16 protein-coding genes are annotated in these 16416 nt (G+C 62.7%); 9 read left to right on the top strand and 7 right to left on the bottom strand.

All coding sequences use genetic code 11. The annotated features are described in order from the left end of the window. Nucleotides 1-9 precede the first annotated feature (9 nt). Genes IPM06_03105 through IPM06_03090 form a run of 4 tightly spaced genes read right to left on the bottom strand, consistent with a single transcriptional unit; the run spans nucleotide 10 to nucleotide 4475 of the window. The gene (locus tag IPM06_03105) at nucleotides 10-1356 is read right to left on the bottom strand and encodes an FAD-binding oxidoreductase (GenBank protein MBK8769402.1); all 1347 of its coding nucleotides are present in this window, start codon (nucleotides 1354-1356) and stop codon (nucleotides 10-12) included. Further along, nucleotides 1353-2852 (bottom strand): aldehyde dehydrogenase, encoded by a 1500-nt coding sequence (locus IPM06_03100; protein MBK8769401.1) that lies wholly within the window; start codon nucleotides 2850-2852, stop codon nucleotides 1353-1355. The genes IPM06_03105 and IPM06_03100 overlap by 4 nt, the downstream gene beginning before the upstream one ends. 1 nt (nucleotide 2853) lies before the next feature. Then, nucleotides 2854-3759 carry a dihydrodipicolinate synthase family protein gene (locus IPM06_03095; protein MBK8769400.1) on the bottom strand — a complete coding sequence of 302 codons (906 nt, stop codon included), beginning with the start codon at nucleotides 3757-3759 and terminating at the stop codon, nucleotides 2854-2856. Beyond that, nucleotides 3756-4475 (bottom strand): GntR family transcriptional regulator, encoded by a 720-nt coding sequence (locus IPM06_03090; GenBank protein ID MBK8769399.1) that lies wholly within the window; start codon nucleotides 4473-4475, stop codon nucleotides 3756-3758. The genes IPM06_03095 and IPM06_03090 overlap by 4 nt, the downstream gene beginning before the upstream one ends. Before the next feature lie 438 nt (nucleotides 4476-4913). On the opposite strand from IPM06_03090, the gene IPM06_03085 reads away from it, so the two are divergent. The 5 genes from IPM06_03085 to IPM06_03065 all read left to right on the top strand — a co-directional run bounded on the left by IPM06_03085 (nucleotide 4914) and on the right by IPM06_03065 (nucleotide 9489). Then, complete coding sequence (locus IPM06_03085; protein ID MBK8769398.1) at nucleotides 4914-5861, top strand: ABC transporter substrate-binding protein; 948 nt, start codon at nucleotides 4914-4916, stop codon at nucleotides 5859-5861. A 191-nt stretch (nucleotides 5862-6052) separates the two neighbouring features. After that, a complete protein-coding gene (locus IPM06_03080; GenBank protein MBK8769397.1) occupies nucleotides 6053-6940 on the top strand; it encodes a proline/glycine betaine ABC transporter permease in 888 nt (295 codons plus the stop codon). Next, complete coding sequence (locus IPM06_03075; protein ID MBK8769396.1) at nucleotides 6933-7976, top strand: glycine betaine/L-proline ABC transporter ATP-binding protein; 1044 nt, start codon at nucleotides 6933-6935, stop codon at nucleotides 7974-7976. The genes IPM06_03080 and IPM06_03075 overlap by 8 nt, the downstream gene beginning before the upstream one ends. A gap of 44 nt (nucleotides 7977-8020) precedes the next feature. After that, nucleotides 8021-8755, top strand: coding sequence for an SDR family oxidoreductase (locus IPM06_03070; protein MBK8769395.1), 735 nt, complete (start codon nucleotides 8021-8023; stop codon nucleotides 8753-8755). Then, nucleotides 8752-9489 carry an SDR family oxidoreductase gene (locus tag IPM06_03065; GenBank protein ID MBK8769394.1) on the top strand — a complete coding sequence of 246 codons (738 nt, stop codon included), beginning with the start codon at nucleotides 8752-8754 and terminating at the stop codon, nucleotides 9487-9489. Before IPM06_03070 ends, IPM06_03065 begins: the two co-directional genes overlap by 4 nt. A gap of 27 nt (nucleotides 9490-9516) precedes the next feature. Here IPM06_03065 and IPM06_03060 read toward each other — a convergent pair whose 3' ends face one another. Continuing rightward, entirely contained in the window at nucleotides 9517-10074 is a 558-nt protein-coding gene (locus IPM06_03060) for a hypothetical protein (GenBank protein ID MBK8769393.1), read from the bottom strand. Between the two features lie 170 nt (nucleotides 10075-10244). Between IPM06_03060 and IPM06_03055 the strand changes: the two genes are divergently transcribed. The 4 genes from IPM06_03055 to IPM06_03040 all read left to right on the top strand — a co-directional run bounded on the left by IPM06_03055 (nucleotide 10245) and on the right by IPM06_03040 (nucleotide 14939). Next, the gene (locus IPM06_03055; protein MBK8769392.1) at nucleotides 10245-11048 is read left to right on the top strand and encodes an NAD(P)-binding domain-containing protein; all 804 of its coding nucleotides are present in this window, start codon (nucleotides 10245-10247) and stop codon (nucleotides 11046-11048) included. Next, nucleotides 11048-12064 carry a GlxA family transcriptional regulator gene (locus tag IPM06_03050; GenBank protein MBK8769391.1) on the top strand — a complete coding sequence of 339 codons (1017 nt, stop codon included), beginning with the start codon at nucleotides 11048-11050 and terminating at the stop codon, nucleotides 12062-12064. The genes IPM06_03055 and IPM06_03050 overlap by 1 nt, the downstream gene beginning before the upstream one ends. An 81-nt stretch (nucleotides 12065-12145) precedes the next feature. Beyond that, complete coding sequence (locus tag IPM06_03045; protein ID MBK8769390.1) at nucleotides 12146-13576, top strand: mannose-1-phosphate guanylyltransferase/mannose-6-phosphate isomerase; 1431 nt, start codon at nucleotides 12146-12148, stop codon at nucleotides 13574-13576. Then, nucleotides 13563-14939, top strand: a complete 1377-nt coding sequence (locus IPM06_03040; GenBank protein ID MBK8769389.1) for a phosphomannomutase — start codon at nucleotides 13563-13565, stop codon at nucleotides 14937-14939. Before IPM06_03045 ends, IPM06_03040 begins: the two co-directional genes overlap by 14 nt. A 6-nt stretch (nucleotides 14940-14945) precedes the next feature. On the opposite strand, the gene IPM06_03035 is transcribed toward IPM06_03040, so the two are convergent. Together IPM06_03035 and IPM06_03030 are read right to left on the bottom strand one after the other, a co-directional pair. After that, entirely contained in the window at nucleotides 14946-15260 is a 315-nt protein-coding gene (locus IPM06_03035; protein ID MBK8769388.1) for a Rieske 2Fe-2S domain-containing protein, read from the bottom strand. Nucleotides 15261-15265: 5 nt separating this feature from the next. Further along, nucleotides 15266-16282 (bottom strand): sterol desaturase family protein, encoded by a 1017-nt coding sequence (locus IPM06_03030; protein ID MBK8769387.1) that lies wholly within the window; start codon nucleotides 16280-16282, stop codon nucleotides 15266-15268. Between the last annotated feature and the right edge of the window lie 134 nt (nucleotides 16283-16416).

The raw sequence follows: 16416 nt of genomic DNA, 5'->3' as shown, positions 1-16416 counted from the left end.
GCGTGAGCGCTATTCCGCGCGGGCCCGCCATTCGGCGTAGCGCAGGAAGGCGTTGGCGCCGAGTGTCGAGATGGGCGGCGGCGGCAAGCGTGACGGTTGCTCCTCTGCCGTGAAGTGGCGGGTGATGTCACTGGTGACGCCGCAGGCCAGTTCCGCTGCACCGATTCCGGTGAGCGTCCCGCGCACGGTGCCCAGGCCATTCTGCACGCAGCCCGAATAGAGATTCTTGTCCAGCTCACGCATGACGGCAACGCCGTTGCGGCTGAGGCACAGGTGGCCGGCCCAGGAAAACTCCATGGGAACGCCGCGCAGCTTCGGAAAGCGCGCATCAAAGTTCTTGCGGTGAACCCGCGCGGTGCGTTGCAGGCCCGCCTCGCTTGGCTCCATGCCAGGCAGGAAACTCGCACAGCTGCGCGTGATGATGCGGTTGCCGCCCAGCGCGGGGTCGATCCTGCGCATGGTTGTGCCCATAGGGTCCGATGGTGTGATGCCCCAACGTGGCTTTCCACCCAGAGTCCTCACGGCGTCGGCACCGAGATCCACGGTCATGGAGCCATAGAGGAAGATGTGCATCAGGCGCTGGCTGGCAAAGCCGAAACTTTCAAGATGGCCGTTGTTGGCGAAGATGACCTTGCCGGCCTTGACCTTGTGGCGGCCCGTGGAGACGCACCAGGCTGTGCCTTCGCTTTCGACGGCAACGACTGCTGAATGTTCGAAGATGCGCACGCCGTCGCGGCGGAGTCCCCGGGTCACGCCGCGGATATAGCCGGCGGGCTGTATCATCACGGTGCCGGGTGTGAATAGGCCGGAGACATAGTAGGTGCTGCCCGTCAGCTCCTGCATGGCCTTGGCATCGAGGTATTCGCTCGGCTCGTCCATCTTCGCCAGGTGCGTGGCGTAGCTGCGGTTCAGGCCGTCGGCATCCGCGCCCACGGCACCGTTCACCTTACCGACGGGATCGAAATGATTGCGGTCAATCCCATAGGATTCCACGGCCGAGGCCGCGAAGCCAATGGCCTGGCGGTTCAGTGCAATCTGCTTGCGGTTCTTGTGGATGCCGTCGCCTTCATAGCCCTGGCCACCGATTTCATGTGGCAGGTCGATCATGAAGCCTGAGTTGCGGGCACAGGCTCCTTCCGCGATGCGTCCGGCTTCAAGCACGACAATCTTGGCGCCAGGCGACAGTTGGGTGATGCGGCGCGCCGCCGACAGGCCTGCAAAGCCTGCGCCGATGATGACGAAGTCGGCCGTGGTGTCAGCGTCGAGTGCAATGGGCGCTTCCTGCCCCGGCAGGATCACGCTCCAGGCCGCAGGCCCCCGGAAGACGGGAGTGCGGCGCGCGGTGTAGGTGCTCATGCGACGGCCTGATCCTTGTCGTCCGAGAGGTCAACCCAGATCGTCTTGAGTTCGGTGTACTGGTCGTGGGCGTGGATGCCGTTGTCGCGGCCGCCGAAGCCCGAAGACTTGAAGCCGCCGAAGGGCGTGCTGATGTCGCCTTCGCCGAAACTGTTGACGGTAACCGTACCGGCACGGATGGAGCGGGCGCCGCGCAGGGCCTTCTTCACGTTGGCCGTGAAGATGGAAGCGGCGAGGCCGTATTCCGTGTCGTTTGCAAGGGCGATCGCCTCGTCGAAACTTTCCACGGTGAGGACCGAGAGCACAGGCCCGAAGATTTCTTCGCGGACCTGCTTGGCATTGCGATCGGTCACGTCCAGGATCGTGGGTTCCACAAAGCCGTCCTTGGCCTTGCCGCCCATCAGCACCTTGGGACCCTTGGCGAGGTAGGTGCAGACCTTCTCGAAGTGCGCAGGCGAGACGAGGGCGCCGACGCGGTTCACCGGATCAAGCGGATCGCCCATGGGCCATTCGCGGGCGTGGGCCATGATGCGCTTCAGCAGTTCATCCTTGATGCCCTTCTGCACGATGAGGCGCGATGCGGCCGAGCAGTTCTCGCCCATGTTCCAGAAGGCGCCGTTGACGACATGCGCGGCAACGCGATCGAGGTTCTCGGCATCGTCCAGCACCACCGCCGGATTCTTGCCGCCCATTTCCAGCGTCACTTCCTTGAGGTTCGATTCCGCGGCGTAGCGGAGGAAGCGGCGGCCCGTTTCGGTGGAACCGGTGAACGAGACCATGTCAACGTCCATGTGGCGGCCCAAAGGTTCGCCGACATCGGGTCCGGAGCCCGGCACGACGTTGAACACGCCGGCGGGAATACCCGCTTCCATGGCAAGTTCAGCGACGCGGAGCGCGGTGAGGGATGTTTCCTCCGCCGGCTTCACGATCACCGAGCAGCCCGCCGCGAGGGCAGGGCCGATTTTCCAGGCCAGCATGAGCAGCGGGAAGTTCCACGGCAACACGAGACCGACGACGCCTACGGGTTCGCGCACAATCATGGCGATGTGGTTGTCAGACGCGGGGGAGACCTGATCGTAGATCTTGTCGATCAGCTCGGCATGCCAGGCGAGGCAGTTGATTGTCTCCGGTACGTCGACCGTCTCGCAGTCGAAAATCGTCTTGCCGCTGTCGAGGCTTTCCATGACGGCGAGTTCGCGGGCGTTGCGCCTGATGAGCTTGACGAGGCGGATCAGCGCCTCCTTGCGGTCGCGCGGATGCAGGCGTGACCAACGGCCATCGTCGAAGGATGCGCGGGCCTTGCTTACGGCAAAGTCCACGTCGGCCGCGTCGCAGGCGGCGACCTTGGCCAGCACCTTGCCCGTGGCGGGGTTGTGGGTATCGAAGGTCCTGCCGGACTTTGCCGGACGGAACGCCCCGTCAATGAAGGCCTGGGTCGGCAGCGAGAGGCCCTTGGCAACCGCCTTGTATTCTTCTGTTGTCAGCAATCCGGTCATCTCACTTCTCCGCGGCGATTTCGGCAATGGTGCGCTTCAGCACCCGCACCACTTGTTCAAGCTGGCGCTTGTCATCCTTGTTGAGGGGCTTCAGCGGCGGCCGTGGCGGCCCGGCACGCAAGCCCGCCATCTCGCAACCGTACTTGATCGACTGCACGAACTTGCCGCCCTGTTCGAGAACGCGCATGAGCGGCAGCAGCGCCGACATGATGCGGCGGCCCTTGTCGTAGTTTCCATCGATGGCACAGGCCTTGTAGAGGGCGGCGTGTTCGTGCGGCAGGAAGTTGGAACCGCCGCAGACCCAGCTGCGCGCACCCCAGGCGAAGAATTCGAGCGCCTGGTCATCCATGCCGCAGGACATCTGGATGTGGGGATAGTCGCGGGCCAGCAAATGGACGCGGTTGATGTCGCCCGAACTTTCCTTGATGGCGCAGAAATTGCGGCTACGGCCCACGCGGTCGAGGAATTCCTCGCCCATGTTGATGCCCATGCGACCGGGATAGTTGTAGAGCATGATCGGCAGGTCCGCGGCGCGGTCGATGGCGAGGGCGTTCAGTGCGTTTTCCTGCTCGGTCGGCACGGAATAGGGCGGCGAGCCCACGAGAATGGCATCCGCGCCAATCTTTGCCGCCGTTTCCGCCATGATGAGGGAGTCGGGCAGACGGATCGCGCCCGTGCCGATGATGAGCGCCGTGCGCTTCCCGATCACCTGACGGGCGAGTTTCGCCAACTCGATGCGCTCGTCCATCGTCTGGGCGTAGTATTCGCCGGTGGAACCGCCGTTGATGATGCCGTGGACTCCGGCGGCGACCAGATACTCGATCGCTGCGCAAAAGCCGTCACGGTCAATGGAGCCATCCGCCAGGTGTGGCGTGATGACGGGCGTGTATATGCCTTCGAACTTCATGCTCTTTCCCATTTCTTGCCGCTCGGAGGTTTCCCGAGCGGTACGTCGATGCTGTCCGGCGTCACGAAATTCTCGATCTGCTCGCGGGACAATTCCCAGTGCGACACGGCCAATGCCGCCGCTGCATCCGCGTCGCCGGCAGCAATCAGTTCGATGAACTGGTCGTGCTGGTCTGCGGCCAGGGCCTGCTGGCGTGCGAGGTTGGTCTGGCGCGGACTGTAGAAGGTCATGCCGATGCGGGTGTGGTCGATGAGGAGGCGGCGCAGGCTCGGCATCAGGTATTCATTGTCGGCCATGTCGCCCATGGCGGCATGGAAGCGCTCGTTGAGAAGGGCGCGCTGGGTGACATCCTCATTGCGGATCGCCACTCGGAAGTTGCGCTGGATCTGCTTCAGCCGTTCGATCTGCGGCGCACTTGCGTGGTGCGCGGCGAGGCGGGCCACGGCGGCATAGATCATCGGGGCGGCGATGAAGAAATTGCGCAGTGTCTTGTGGCTCATCGGGGCCACCTGGGCACCGCGGTTTTCGTGCAGCACCACATAGCCTTCACCGGCAAGCTGGCGCAGGACTTCGCGCACCGGCGGCCTTGAGATGCCGTAGGTTTCGCCGATTTCAACTTCATCGAGATAGGAGCCGGGATCCAGCTCATGCGTCAGGATCCTGCGGCGCAGGTCGTCGATGCAAACGGATTTCTTGCCGACTGGAACAGTGTCCATAGGCGGGCTCCCTTCAGCGGCCCACTTGTATCCGTGGCCTGCAGATTGCGTATACAATATGTATTACAACGCGCGAGTCAAGGCGGATCGAGGTGATTTTTGTGCGCGCATCCCCGACCGGATATCAACTTCGACTGCCAAATTAAAGGCAAGGATGAGTTTTAGTCAAGTGATGAGCGAAGTTCCATCCACGCTGTGACTCATTATACATTAAGAAGACATTTCGCTTGACGGAGAAAATGTGCCGTGCTTGTTTCCCCCGGCAAAATGCGCGGAAAGGGGTCGCAGGTGCAGTTTCCAAGCTGCGCGGGGTCCTTTTGCCGGCCGGTCTTTCTCCGAGCCGCGTGGGCCCGGAACCGGTGATTTCAAGAGCCACGCATCAAGGGAGAAGATCACGTGAAGAATTTCCTGTTTTCAGCTGTCACCGTTGCCGCGCTGATGAGCGGCACGTCGGCCTATGCGGCTTGCGGTGACATTTCGCTGTCGGTGTTCAGCTGGCAGTCTGCCGAGGCCATGGCCAACGTCGACCAGCTCATCCTGAGCGCCGGTTATGGCTGCAATGCCACGACGGTTGCCGGTGACACGGTGCCGACCATCACCGCCATGATCGAAAAGGGCCAGCCGGATCTCGCTTCGGAAGCAACGCCCAGCCTGCTGGGTGAAGTCTATGCCAAGGGCACCGAAGAAGGCCGCATCAGCCAGATCGGCACGGCGATCAGCGACGGTCTCATTTCCGGCTGGTACATTCCGCAGTACGTGGCTGACGCCCACCCCGAGATCAAGTCGGTCGAGGAAGCCATGAAGCATCCGGAACTGTTCCCGTCGGCGGAAGACCCGTCGAAGGGTGCCGTGATCCAGGGTCCGCAGGGCTGGGGCGACACGGTCGTCACCGCACAGCTTTTCAAGGCTCTCAACAACCCCAACTTCGTCATGGTGCCCACCGGTTCTGCCGCGGCGCTGGATGGCGTGATCTCCAAGGCCTACGAGCAGAAGCAGGGCATGATCGCCCAGTACTGGTCGCCGACCTCGCTGCTCGCCAAGTACAAGATGGTGCGCCTCGAAGGCCCGGCGCGTGATGACGCCGAGTGGGCACGCTGCACCACCAAGCAGGATTGCCCGGATCCGAAGCCGAACTACTGGAAGCAGGACGAGATGGTGACGCTCGGCAGCAAGGGTGCTGTTGAAAAGCTCGGCCCCGATGCTGCAGCCTACATCGCCAAGCGCAGCTGGACCCAGGCCGAAGTCTCCGCCGTCATGCTGTGGATGACGGACAACCAGGCCAACGGTGCCGATGGCGCCAAGTGGTTCATCAAGAACATGCCGGACGTCTGGACCAAGTGGGTCCCGGCTGACGTCGCCGAAAAGGTCAAGGCTGCCGCTCAGTAAGCAGCACAGGTTCAAGGCGGGGGCTTCGAAGCAATTCGGAGCCTCCGTTTTGTACGGGCCGGTGTGACGTTAAGCGCTCGCTTCCCTCCCCGCCGGGGCTTGCATTGCGCGTGATATCCGCCATCGTGCCAACCTCCCGCCGCCGGCTTTGGGCGCCGGGGTGATCCAACCGCGCGCAAGGGCAACGTGACATGGACTGGCTTTTCAAGTTTCCGCAGATTGACCCGGATATTTTGCTGTCGGTGAAGCGGGCCATTGACGGGTCGCTGAAGACGTTGACGCGCAACTACGGCCAGTCGATCGAGAACTTCTTCTATCCCCTCCAGCAGGTGCTGATCTTCTTCGAGCGCGCGATCTCCGCTGCGCCTTGGCCGCTGGTGGTGCTGGTGCTGGCGGCCATCGCCTGGTTTGCGGCGCGCAGCGTCAAGGTGGTGGTGGCGGTGATCCTCATGCTGCTGGCCATCGGCCTCATGGGCCTGTGGCCCGACGCCATGAAGACCATCTCGCTCGTCCTCACCGCCACCCTCTTCTCGATCGCCATCGGCATTCCCCTGGGCATCCTCATGAACCGCTACAAGCGGGTGGGAGCCGCCATGCAGACGGTGCTCGACGTCATGCAGACGATGCCGCCCTTCGTCTACCTCATTCCCGTGGTCATGCTGCTCGGCATCGGCCGGGTGCCTGGCTTCATCGCCGTCGTCATCTATGCCATCCCGCCCATCATCCGCCTCACCGACCTTGGCATCAGGCTTGTCGACAAGGAAGTGCTGGAGGCAGCCGATGCCTATGGCTGCTCGCGCTCGCAGAAGCTGTGGAAGGTGCAGATGCCGCTGGCCATGCCGACCATCATGGCCGGCATCAACCAGACCATCATGATGGCGCTGGGCATGGTGGTGATCGCCTCCATGATCGGCGTGCAGGGCCTTGGCCTCAACGTGCTGCAGGCCATTGCCAACCAGTACTTCACGCAAGGCATCTTCAACGGCTTTGCCATCGTCGGCATCGCCATCATCTTCGACCGCATCAGCCAGGCCTACGGCCACCGGCTGCAGAAGCACCGGGGCAGGGCGCATGACTAAGAGCGACTCGTCAATCGAGATCCGCGATCTTTACAAGATCTTCGGCAGCCATCCGCAGAAGTTCGTGGAGGCGGTCAAGGGCGGCATGTCCAAGGCGGAACTGGCCAAGGCGCATGGCCACATCCTCGGCCTCAACAACATCAACATTTCCATGCCGGCGGGCAGGATCCAGGTGGTGATGGGGCTTTCCGGCTCGGGCAAGTCCACCCTCATCCGCCACATCAACCGGCTGATCGAACCCACCTCCGGTTCCATCCTCATCGATGGCAAGGACGTGCTGGCCATGTCGGAACTGGACCTGCGCGAGTTCCGCCGCAACAACACCGCCATGGTGTTCCAGCGCTTCGGCCTCCTGCCGCACCGCACCGTCATCGACAATGTCACCTTCGGGCTGGAAGTGCGTGGCGTGGACAAGGGCAAGGCCCGCGACACGGGCATGCGCTGGATCGAGCGCGTCGGTCTCCAGGGCTTCGAGACTCGCTACCCGGACGAGCTTTCGGGCGGCATGCAGCAGCGCGTGGGGCTGGCCCGGGCGCTTTCCAACGATGCCTCCATCCTGCTCATGGACGAGGCCTATTCGGCACTCGATCCGCTGATCCGCACCGACATGCAGACCATGCTGCTCGACCTGCAGAAGGAACTGAAGAAGACCATTGTCTTCATTACCCACGACCTCGACGAGGCGCTGCGCCTTGGCGACAAGATCGTCATCCTGCGCGACGGCCTCATCGTCCAGCAAGGCGACAGCCAGGACATCCTGCTGCGCCCCGCCGACGACTACATCCAGCGCTTCGTCAAGGACGTGAACCGCGGCCGCTTCCTCAAGGTCGAGGCCGTGATGGAGCCTGTCTCGCCATCCGAGAAGCGAGCCCTGCCGGAGGTGAAGGCCGGCACCACGCTGGAAATCGCCGCCAAGGATCTCACGGCTTCCGCTTTCGACACCGCCATCGTCACCGGCGACAAAGGCCAACCCATGGGCCAGATCTCGCTCCGCCAGATCACCGCGGCGCTGTCTTCGGCGGTGGGAACAGACTGATCTCTCAACGCGGCAATTGCCGCTCCGGCCATTGTAGGCACGATATGAAACGGTTTGAAGGCAAGGCGGCGCTGGTGACGGGTGCCGCAGGCGGCATCGGTGCGGTCATCGTGCGCCAGTTGCGTGCCGAGGGAGCGAGGGTTGCTGTCGCTGACCGGGATGTGACCGGCATTGATGCCGAAGCCCATTTGCCCGGCAATCTGCTCGAGTCTGCGTACGCCGACAAGTTATCTGCTGCGGCTGCGGAGAAGTTGGGGCGGCTCGACATTGTCATCAACAATGCCGGCGTCATCACGCGGGGCGACGTCACAACCACCAGTGATGCGGACTGGAATTTGTCTGTCGGCGTCAATGTCGAAGCGCCTTTCCGCATTTCGCGGGCGGCCATTCCGATCATGGCGGCGCAAGGTGGCGGCGCCATCGTCAATACGTCGTCCTGCTGGGGCCTTCGCCCTGGCCCGAACCATGCGGTCTACTGCATGACGAAGGCCGCGATCGCCTCACTGACCCAATGCATGGGACGCGACCATGCTCATCAGAATATCCGCATCAATGCTGTCTGCCCCAACGAGGTGAACACCCCGATGCTGCGCACCGGTTTTGCAAAGCGCGGCTTCAATCCCGACACTGCCATCGCAGAACTCAACAAGACCGTTCCCTTGGGCCGCATTGCCGAGCCAAAGGACATTGCGGATGTCGTGCTGTTTCTCGCATCGGATGACGCCCGATACATGTGCGGCTCGCTGGTGGAGGTGAACGGCGGAAAGGCCGTGTGGTGACGCGTTTCAGCGGCAAGGTGGCGCTGGTCACGGGTGGCCGGAGCGGCATTGGCCGGGCCATTGCACGGCGTTTCCGTGAGGAAGGTGCGCGTGTCATCACGGCGCAGAGGGGCTCGGACACCGATGGAGAGTGGATCGAAGCGGACTTCGCCGCGCCTCAGTCAGCGCCTGCAGTCATTGCCGAAGTGGTGAAGCGGGCGGGCCGTCTGGATGTCCTCGTCAACAATGCTGGCGTCATGCAGGAGGCACGTGCGGAAGACATGCCCCTTGCCGACTTCGAGCGGACGCTTGCGGTGAATCTTGTAACGCCGTTCATGCTGATCAAGGCCGCGCTGCCGCATTTGCGCGCCAGCAGGGGGGCCATCGTGAACATCGGTTCCATCGAGGGCCTGGGGTCCAACCCGCATCACGCGGCCTATTGTGCATCAAAGGCCGGACTGCACGGTCTGACGCGCGCCATCGCCGTGGATCATGGGGCCGAAGGCATTCGCTGCAATGCCGTTGCACCGGGATGGATCGACACCGACCTCAACGAGGCATTTGTCGATGCCACTCCGGACCCCGTGGCCTTTCGTGCCAACATTGGCAAGATTCATCCAGTGGGACGAACGGGCAAGCCGGAAGAAGTGGCCGCGCTCACCGCATGGCTCGCTTCCGATGAAGCCGCCTTTGTTGCGGGGCAGGTCTGGACCATCGACGGTGGCCGCATGGCGAAGCTCAGTTTGCCGTCCTGAAAGGCACTCCTGAGAAGGTCCGGCCTTTCACGCCTTCACGATCAGGTCTCCAGGCTTGACCGTGCCATCCTGTTCGATGGAACACAGGATGCCGCGCAGGCGGTAGATCTTGTGGTCCTGCGCGGAGGTCCAGGCATAGGCGTCGTTGCCGTAGCGCCCGCGCCACTTGGCACAGCCGCGATTCCAGATGTCCGACACGCGCAGCACGGCCGAGCCGACGCGGATCAGACTGCCGGCCGGCAGGCTTTCTTCCGTGGTATTGAGATCGGCCACAATCGTATCGCCTGGATGGGCAACCGTGCCGCGGTTACGCCACACGAGGTTCAGCACCCGCAGCGGCAGGATTGAAACCTGAATGCGGGGATCGGGGCTGCCGTCGTCCAACTTCAGCCATGGCTGGCTCATCTCCAGATCGCCTTCGACGCCGGTCTCGCGGGACAATGTCAGCTGAGCGGGAAAGTGGCGCTGGTTCTTTGCGGGCCGCGTGCAGACCATGGCAATGGGTGCATCCGTGCGGGGTGCGGCCAGCACATCATCGAGGGCGTTGGTCAATTCTTCGGCTGAGACGTGCGTGGTCATGGGCATTTTTCCAGTCGCTTCCTTGAACCGTGAATCGCAGTATTTTGCAAGATTTCTGCACGGCGCCAAGCGCAGGCAGCGTTGCACGGCGTGGCCAACAGGTGCATTCTTGGTGCAGCGATTGCGGCATCTCCCACTCCGGTTGAGCAGGCGCGCGCAGCGAAGGATGAACGGTCATGACAGGAACGGCGCGGATCGGCGTGGTGGGCGGCAATGGCTGGCTGGGCAGCGCAATGATTGCCGCCGCCCTGGCACGCAACGCCATCGCTCCCGGCCAACTCATCGTGTCATCCCGGTCCGGCAACAAGGGCAGCCTTGCGGATGTTCCCCTCACCTGGACGCAGGACAACGCGGAGTTGGCGCGGCTCGCCGATATCGTGGTGTTGTCGGTGGGGCCGGCGCAGTTCCGCGACGTGCATCTCGACCTTTCGGGCAAGCTGGTGCTTTCCGTGATGGCGGGCGTAAGTTGTGATGCGATTGCCGCGCGCACGCAGGCCAGCCGCATCATCCGCTCCATGCCCAATGCCGCCGCTGCCATCGGCCAGTCCTTCACGCCGTGGTTTGCAACACCCGCCGTGACAGCTGTCGACAAGGCGCAGGCGCAGGCCTTCCTCGCCGCGAGCGGGGACGCCGTCGAGGTGCCGGCGGAAGGTCACATCGATTTCTGTGTCGGTCTTTCGGGCTCGGGCGCTGCATTTCCGGCGCTTCTGGCGGAGGCCATGATTGCAGAGGCCGTGGCGCAAGGTATCCCACGGGCCTTCGCGGCGCGGGCGGCAAAAGGCGTCGTCTGTGGTGCGAGCCAGCTTTTCAAGGGAGCGGACGCGGAGACGGGCGCCATCGTGAAGGAGATGATCGATTATCGTGGCACCACCGCGGCGGCGTTGCAGGCCATGATCGACAATGGCTTCAACGCAGCTGTTGCGGCGGGATTGCGGGCGGCGCTGAAGAAGGCCGCCAGCATCGCATCGGGAAACGCGTGATGACCGTCGCCGAGCCAACCCGCGGCGGGCCCTTGCGGGTCGGCATCATGCTGACGCGGAATTTCACGCTCAGTGCCTTCGCCCTGTTTGTCGACACGCTGCGCCTTGCCAGCGACGAGCGGGATCATTCGGGGCGCAAGTATGTGGATTGGGATGTGGTGAGCGACACGGCTCAGCTCATCCAATCCAGTTCGGGTGTGCCCGTGGCGCCCACGGCGCGTCTGACGGACCGGAAGACCTACGACTATCTTGTCGTCGTCGGCGGGCGGCTCAACATCGAGCAGCAACTCAATCCTGCATTGATGTCGTTCCTCAAGGCGAACGGCGAGAAAGGAACGCCCGTTGTTGGCCTGTGCACGGGGAGTTTCGTGCTGGCGGAGGCGGGGCTGTTGCGCGGCAAGACGGCGTGTGTGAGCTGGCTTCACCGCGAGGAATTCGAGCAGGCCTTCCCTGACATCTCCCTCGTTTCGCATCGCCTGTTTCTGGAAGACGGAAAGGTGACCACATGTGCGGGCGGCACAGCGGTTGCCGACCTTGCGGCTTGGATCGTGAAAAAGCACGTGGGCCTTCCGGCGGCGAAGAACGCCATGGAGATTTTGCAGATCGAGCGCTACCGCGATGGCGATGACATCCAGGCGCGGCTGCCGCTCAACCTGCCTGCGGTGAGGGACAACCGCGTCAAGCTGGCCCTGCTGCTGATGGAGGAACTGGCTCACCAGAAGGGCGACGTGGAGGGCATCGCATCGCGCGTCGGCGTGTCCAGCCGGCAATTGGAGCGACTGTTCAACCAGGAACTTGGCTACGGACCCAGCAAGGCGATCCAGAAGATCAGGCTGGAGAAGGCGCGATTGTTTGTGGAGCACACGGAGCAATCCGTCATGCAGATTGCGGTGGCCTTCGGCTATGAAAGCCAGACGCATTTCAGCCGCATGTTCCGGGCCCATTTCGGATTAAACCCGAGTGAGATGCGCCTTCGGAGCGGCGTGAATGGTACTGATACAAAGGGCGAAGACTAGGAAGTATTACCAGAATCCGGTTGCTTCGTTTGCAATTTCTCAACTAGAGTTTGCCGAGTGCCCTCACTTTGGCTGCATTCGATGCCTGTTTCCATATGCCCTGTTCTCCTGTGCGGTGGGTCCGGCACGCGGCTCTGGCCTGTTTCGCGCAAATCCTACCCCAAGCAATTCGCTGACTTGGTGGGTGACGAGAGCCTGTTCCAGGCGTCAGCGCGGCGGCTGAGCGGGCAAGGTTTCGCCGCTCCGCTCATCGTCACGGCTGAAGATTTCCGCTTCATCGTGACGGAGCAACTGACCGCCGTGCAGGTCGCGCCCACAGCCATTCTCATCGAGCCCGAGGCCCGGAACACCGCTGCCGCCATTCTCGCGGCGGCACTGCATCAGGCGAGGATCGATCCGCAGACACTCATGATTGTTGCGCCGTCCGATCATGTGGTGGAGCAGCCGCAGGATTTCCGCGAGGCGGTGAGGGCCGCCGTGCCGCAGGCGCAGCGGGGCCATATCATCACGTTCGGCATCCGGCCCACGCGGGCGGAAACGGGCTATGGCTATCTGCAGTTGGCGGAACGCCCGGGTGCGGGACCTCCCGCGCCGCTGCCCTTGGCGCGATTCATTGAGAAGCCTCCCCGCGCCTATGCGGAGGAGTTGATTGCCTCAGGTCATACGCTGTGGAACGCCGGCATCTTCCTGTTCACCGTCTCCACGCTGATCGCGGCTTTCGAACGGCTTGCACCGGAGACGCTCGCGCTGGTGACGCGCGCGGTTGACGAGGCAAGGCCCGATCTCGGCTTCACGCGCCTTGCCGCTGAACCATGGTCCGGGCTTGATGACATCTCCATCGATTACGCCATCATGGAGAGGGCCGGAAACCTGATGGTCATGCCCTATGGCGGTGCATGGTCGGATCTGGGGGATTGGCATTCGGTCTGGCGCGAAAGCGATGCCGATGCAGATGGCAACGTGATGTGCGGGGCGGCCACGGCCATCAACTGTAGCGGCAGCCTGCTGCGTGGCACAAGCGAGACACAGGAACTGGTGGGAATAGGTCTGGACAACATCATCGCCGTTGCAACGCCCGATGCCATTCTCGTCGCCCGCAAGGACTGTGCGCAGGATGTGAAGATTGCCGTGCAAACGCTGAAGAGCCGGGGTGCCCGGCAGGCCACGGAAATGCAGCGCACGCACCGCCCGTGGGGCTGGTATGAAACGCTCGTCGCAGGTCCCCGTTTCCACGTGAAGCGGATCGTGGTCAATCCGGCCGGAACGCTTTCGCTGCAATCGCATCATCACCGGTCGGAGCATTGGGTGGTTGTCGAAGGCACGGCCCATGTGACCATTGGTGGGGAGACGCGGCTCGCGGCTGAGAACGAGAGTGTCTATGTGCCGCTCGGTGCCATCCACCGCCTGCACAATCCCGGAAAGATTCCGCTGGTGTTGATCGAGGTGCAGACAGGCGGTTACCTCGCGGAAGACGACATCGTGCGCCATGAAGACGTCTATGCCCGGCCCTGATGCGGCAAGGGTTCGCCGCTGTTTCAAGAGCTATGACGTGCGGGGCCGCATCGGCGCCGATCTTGATGATGTGGTGATCGCCCGCATTGCAGGTGCCTTTGCCGATGTGACAGGGGCCCGGAGCGTGGTTCTGGGACATGACAACCGGCCGTCGTCGGCCGGGTTTGCTGCCGCGGCGGCGCAGGCTTTCACACAGGCAGGATGCGAGGTGACGGACCTCGGGCTGTGCGGCACGGAGGAGGTCTACAGCGCTACCAGCCATTTCGCAGCGGGTGGAGGGATGTGCATCACGGCCTCGCATAACCCGCTCAGCGACAATGGTGTGAAATTCGTGGGCGCAGGCTCTGCGCCGCTGCCCGCGGATGTATTCGCCACAATGCGGGAACGGGCCGCGACCGTAGGCGGCGGGTGGGCGCGCGGCGCTGGGCGTTTGCTCAACCGGGGCGTCGAGGCGCGGAGCGCCTACGTTCAGCGGGTGCTTTCCTTTATGGACGTGCAACGCCTGAGGCCGCTCCGCATCCTCGTCAATGCAGGCCATGGTGCGGCAGGTCCCACCTTTGATGCGATTGCGGCACAACTCCGCGAGATGGGGGCACCACTCACTTTCGTGCGCATGAACCACGAACCCGATGGGCGTTTTCCCCGTGGAGTGCCCAATCCGCTTCTGCCCGAAAACCGGCACGACACCGCAGATGCCGTGCGGGCGTGCGAGGCGGACTTCGGGGTGGCCTGGGACGGTGATTTTGACCGCTGCTTCTTTTTCGATCACACTGGCACATTCATCAACGGCGAGTATGCCGTGGGATTGCTGGCAGGACATTTCCTGGCGCGAGAGCCCGGTGCAGCCGTCGTGCATGATCCGCGAGTGGTCTGGAACTCGCAGGACATCGTGAAGAGCCTCGGTGGCCGCGCGGTTCAGTCCCGGACGGGACATGTCACCATCAAGCAAGCGATGCGAGAGACGTGTGCCATCTATGGCGGCGAGATGTCGGCGCATCACTATTTCCGGGATTTCCATGCCTGCGACTCCGGCATGATTCCGTGGCTGGTGATGGCCGAGATCATCAGCGCTCACGGCCCGCTTGCCAGTCTGGTACGGGAGCGCAGGGCGGCGTTCCCGTCCTCGGGCGAAATCAATGTGGTGGTGGGAGATGTCGCGGCGGCACTTGCGCGCGTACGCGCCGCTGTTGCCGGGCAGGCGCACTGCGATGACACCGACGGGCTGAGCGCAGACTTCGGCGACTGGCGCTTCAATCTGCGCCCCTCCAACACCGAAGCTCTCCTGCGGTTGAATGTCGAGGCGCGGGGCAGGCCCGCACTTGTGGCGCGCGGCGTGGAAATGATCAGGCCGTTGCTGGTGTGAACCAGTCTAGGCGATGCTCAGCAACACCATGCCTGCTTCCACCTTCGCCTCATGCATCTTGAGATTCTTGCAGGCGGGCAGGCGCATGGCCTCACCCGAGCGGATGTCGAAGGCGCCGGAATGCTTGGGACATTCGATTTCGTAGTCCATCACCAGGCCATCCGCGAGATGGACGGATTCATGGGTGCAGAGGCCATCCGAGCAGAAGACTTCGTCAGAGGCCGAACGGTAGACCGCGTAGGTCTTCCCGCCGTGATCGAAACGCTTCACGCCCTCCTGTTCAATGCTGTCGAGTGCACAGGCTGTAATCCATTGTGTCATTGCAGTCACACCCCCGCGCTCTGGTCGCTGTTGGCCTTGGCCTTGCGTTTCTGGAAGCGGGCGTTCATGCGCGCCTCGCCGTCCTTGGAACCGTCATGGAATGTGCCGAACCACCTGTCGAAGGGTACGAGTCCGTCGCCATAGTTCACCTCAAAATATTTGTGGTGGAGGTAGTGAATATAGGCGTGGGTCGCCATGCCCTTGTTGTCACCTGTCTCGATCTTGTCGAACCCGATGTGGCCCGGAATGGCGCCAAAGGCGGCGCGGTGCAACTGGTACAGCGCGAGAATCGGGTTGGAGGGAATGACCAGGTGCCACAACGCCATGCCGAGATAGAGCAGCAACTCCACCGGATGCATCGAGAGCGAGGAGAAGGGTGAGGGATTGACCGAGTTGTGATGCACCGAATGCACATGCTTGTAGAGGAACGGCGTGTGGATGAGACGGTGAATGAGGAAGAAGTGCGTCTCATGGATGATCGGCATCACCAGCATCAGGGCGATGAGGTAGAGCGGGTGCTCGGCAAAGCTCACCCAGGGCACCCATCCGTTGGCGAAAGCGTAGAGCATGCCCACCTCAATTGCGGTCCAGATCGGCAATGCATGGAAGATGATGCGGAGAATGCTGTCGGTGTTCTGGCTCTTGAACCAGAAGGCGTCGCTCGGATGTTCGGAGGGCCAGCGGGCGTTGTATTTGAAACGCGTGGCCTGTGCCCGCTTGATGTAGAGCCGCCATTCGAAAATGCCGAAGAAGGCGAAGACGGCGATGGTGTTGACGATGAAGAGCTTGAGGATCCAGCCCCAGGCCAGCGTCTTCATCACGTCCACGTCGGGCAAGACCCAGTTCCACCACGCCAGTGCCGACAGCACCCAGAGGATGTCGTAAGGAAACACGTATTGCGGCAACCAGCGCAGGATCTTGCCGATCTTCGGCGGCATCTCCCAGATGGGGGCCACCTCGGCGGGGTCCTTCGGCGACCAGTTGCCGCGCTTGTCCCGGGTTCCGAACTGCAGATCATCCATGGCCGGGCTCTCCTTCTAGGGTGACGTGATGCTGTCGCGAAGGGCGCCAATACAGGGTGATGCGACAATGTTGCAAGAGCCATGTTGTATTATGACGCACATTCATTCAAGAATGTTGCATTTTGCATCTTTAA

The organism is Hyphomicrobiales bacterium (assembly GCA_016710435.1).
Lineage (GTDB): Bacteria > Pseudomonadota > Alphaproteobacteria > Rhizobiales > Aestuariivirgaceae > Aestuariivirga.
Note: the sequence above shows the minus strand (reverse complement) of the source record. Positions and strands in the feature narration are given on the sequence as shown.